4 protein-coding genes are annotated in these 3,066 nt (G+C 53.0%); 2 read left to right on the forward strand and 2 right to left on the reverse strand.

Annotated features, from left to right (window positions below; genetic code table 11):
* Positions 1–3: 3 nt before the first annotated feature.
* Positions 4–165, forward strand: coding sequence for a plasmid mobilization relaxosome protein MobC (gene mobC, locus BLP79_RS20335; RefSeq protein ID WP_425284210.1), 162 nt, complete (start codon positions 4–6; stop codon positions 163–165).
* Positions 131–1,417, forward strand: a complete 1,287-nt coding sequence (locus BLP79_RS19360; protein ID WP_157844026.1) for a relaxase/mobilization nuclease domain-containing protein — start codon at positions 131–133, stop codon at positions 1,415–1,417. The genes mobC and BLP79_RS19360 overlap by 35 nt, the downstream gene beginning before the upstream one ends.
* 10 nt (positions 1,418–1,427) lie before the next feature.
* On the opposite strand, the gene BLP79_RS19365 is transcribed toward BLP79_RS19360, so the two are convergent.
* Positions 1,428–1,643 carry a hypothetical protein gene (locus tag BLP79_RS19365; protein ID WP_090221331.1) on the reverse strand — a complete coding sequence of 72 codons (216 nt, stop codon included), beginning with the start codon at positions 1,641–1,643 and terminating at the stop codon, positions 1,428–1,430.
* Between the two features lie 9 nt (positions 1,644–1,652).
* A complete protein-coding gene (locus BLP79_RS20120; RefSeq protein ID WP_244516074.1) occupies positions 1,653–3,065 on the reverse strand; it encodes a hypothetical protein in 1,413 nt (470 codons plus the stop codon).
* Between the last annotated feature and the right edge of the window lies 1 nt (position 3,066).

Raw genomic sequence — 3,066 nt, forward strand, 5'->3', positions numbered from 1 at the left:
GAGTTGCGCCGTATCGGTGTGAACCTGAACCAGATTGCCAAAGCCTTGAACGCCAGACAGCAGGCATTGCCTGCGTCTTTGGTATCGACTTGTGACAAGCTGGATGTGTTGCTTGAAAGGTGGTTGCTCGATGATCCTTCGCACCACAACAGGCCGCAGCTTTAAGGGCGTTGGTGCCTATGTCTTGCATGACAAGGGTGCACAATCGGCCGACCGCGTGGCTTTCGTCGAAACAGTGAACCTGGCTTCGACTAGGGCAAAAGTTGCGCTGGCCGAAATGGTGCATACGGCCACCCATCAAAAGGAATTGAAACGCAGGGCAGGGCTTCGTGCCACGGCTACAAGCAAGCCTGTCTATCACTATTCCCTGTCATGGGAGGTGAACGAAAAACCCACCCATGCGGAACAGATGGAAGCGGTACAGGAATCCATTAAAGCCCTTGGGCTTGATGATCGTCAGGCTTTGATTGTTGGCCACACTGATACGAAGAATCCGCATGTGCATGTGGTGGTCAATCTGGTGTGCCCAGAGACAGGTCAGACAGCCAAGATGGGCAATGACCGCCTGAAGCTGTCCAACTGGGCGGAAGACTACAGGCGCAAGCGTGGGCAGGAACACCTATGCCCACAGCGTAAACAGAACAATGATCGCAGGAAGCAGGGTGAATTTGTCAAATCCGACAATATGAGCCGTGCAGAATATAACGCATGGAAGAAGGCCGAAGGCGCGAAAATCTGGGATGAGTACCGCGCCGATCGGGACAGTGCCTTTGCATCGCGGAAAGGGCAATATGACGCGCTATGGCAACAGAAAACAGAACGGCTGTCTGTCCGAAAAGCGGAGGTCAAACAGCTTTACAAGCCCATCTGGCGTGATGTTTTTAAACGCCAACGACATGAGCTGAAGGACTTTGATGCTGGGCTGCACAAACGGATTAAATTTGCTCTGTCACAGCCGAAAAAAAAGGTGGTTGGATTGCTTCAGGCCGTCATTGCCAAAGGGGATTTGCGCCGCGATTACGTGCGTAGTCAGGAAGCGGAACGGGCGAAAATCGCCCATGAGCAAAAAGCCCGTATTGCCGATGCCAGCCGAGAGGTGACGAAGGCATGGAAGTATGACCGCGACCAACTCAAAGCCATGCACAAGGCCGAGGATACCGAACGGTTGACGGCCACACGGGAAAAGACAGAGGCCTTGAAACAAAGCGGTGCCAACGAAGTGCAGAGTGATTTTGAGTGCAACAAAGATAGGCGGAAGACAGATAACAAGGCCAAACGCGGCACGTTGGATTCCTTCTTTGGTGACAACAAAGAAGCTATCGACAAGGCGCGAGAGGGGCAGTCAGAGCGCAAGCAACGCAACCGTACAAGAAAGCGTAACCGCCCTCGCGGTGGAGGGCGGAAAATGGGGCGCTGAATAGTACCCATCAATGCAGTTTGTTGCGGTCGATTTCTGTTGAGTAGGAAATCCGCAGAGTCGGGTCTTCCAGCTCGATAGTGTAGAACTTGTGCGGATCAACGCCCGGTCGATGTGCATTCTGTAGGAGAAAGGCCAAACTCTCATCCTTTGACTCGGCCTTTTCCAGAAGTTCAGGGGTGACGCTGAAAACCTGCGTCACCGTTTTGGGGGTATCATCGCCCATTGTGCGTTCTTACCCGATCACACGCTTGCGGGTCTTGGCCGCTTTGCGCTGTTTGGCCTCCATTGCCTTGCGTTGTTTGCGGTTCAGCGTCTGTTGCGGCTTTTGTGCCGCCATTGGTGCGTGTGTCACATCAAACGGTTCGTTGCGAGGCATGGCCGATAACGCAGTACCTTTCAGGGGTTGCACAGGGCCACGATCCAGCACCACCGGCGCAGGTAAGCGCGGCCCTTGGCTTTCCCATTCCGCCGCTTTGTAGATATCCTCAAGTGTGGTGTCGGAACATGCCAGCACGAAATCTTCAGGCTTGGGTAGCGTGTCGCCAAATTCCCAATGGAACGGCATCGGTTCGCTGTCACCGACACGGATCAGCTCGTCGTCGCCGACAACGCCGCCGCCAGCCTTGATAAGATCGGCCACATCCCAAGCTTTGCGCTCTTTGCCTTCGCCCACAAGGAAGCGGGTGCCGAGGCGAATGCGGCCTTGGTCCTTGGCATCGACGCTGCCATCTGGACGGCGTGTGCCTGCGATTGTTTTAACAAAGCCGTCGCGCAGATCCCCGACAGGGACGTTGGTCGCAGCGCGGATCAGGGTGCCGTCCTGATGTTGAATTACGCCATCGTCGCGCAGAACGTCGATCAGGGTTTCAAATTTGTGGGATTTGTTGCTGTCTGGGCGGTAGTAGACGTGGCCCGGAGTCACACGGGTGCCGAAGAAGTCTAACAAGATTTTGGCGTCATTCTGAAATGTGCGGGTCACTGGCCCCGGAACGAGGTTGTCGTTGTCATCAAAGGACACCACCAGATCGCCAACTTCGATTAGTTCGATTGGCTTTTTCCAGACTTTGGCGCGCACCGTGTCCTGATCATAGATACCGTCCGGGCCGGGTTCTAGGTCAGGATCGAGTGGCCACATGTCGATAGGAACTTCACCGCTGAAGCACTCTTGGATTTCGGAATAGAAATCAGAGACAGTTGTTCCTCCCGCTGGAGCGTCATCAGAAGCATAAAATTGACGTGCCCAAACATCCCCAGAAAACGCGCCAGTTTGTAATGATCCATAATCTGCTAGGATTCCTCTGGCGGTGTCATTTGTGATGATATTTCCTTCACCATCAACAACGTATGTGTTTACTATAAGTGCGTCTCCCGCCTTAGTTATGCTCTGGCGGAGGCTATACCCTGATCCTTCAATTTCTGTCGTGAAATTTACAGTTCGATTGTCTGGATGTCCGGATCCCGGAAGATTATTTAGAGCATCTAAGACCTGCGTTGAATCTGAAAAATCAGGGATTTGAGTAACTTCACCAAAATAGTAAATGTACTCTCCATCAACAGAAACAGAGTATGTATACCCACCTGCTACATTTACGGATAGGCTAGTATTCGCACCGTAGAAATGCAGAGCAGAGCCGTCTTCAGCAATT

This window comes from Epibacterium ulvae (assembly GCF_900102795.1).
In the GTDB taxonomy this organism is placed as follows: domain Bacteria; phylum Pseudomonadota; class Alphaproteobacteria; order Rhodobacterales; family Rhodobacteraceae; genus Epibacterium; species Epibacterium ulvae.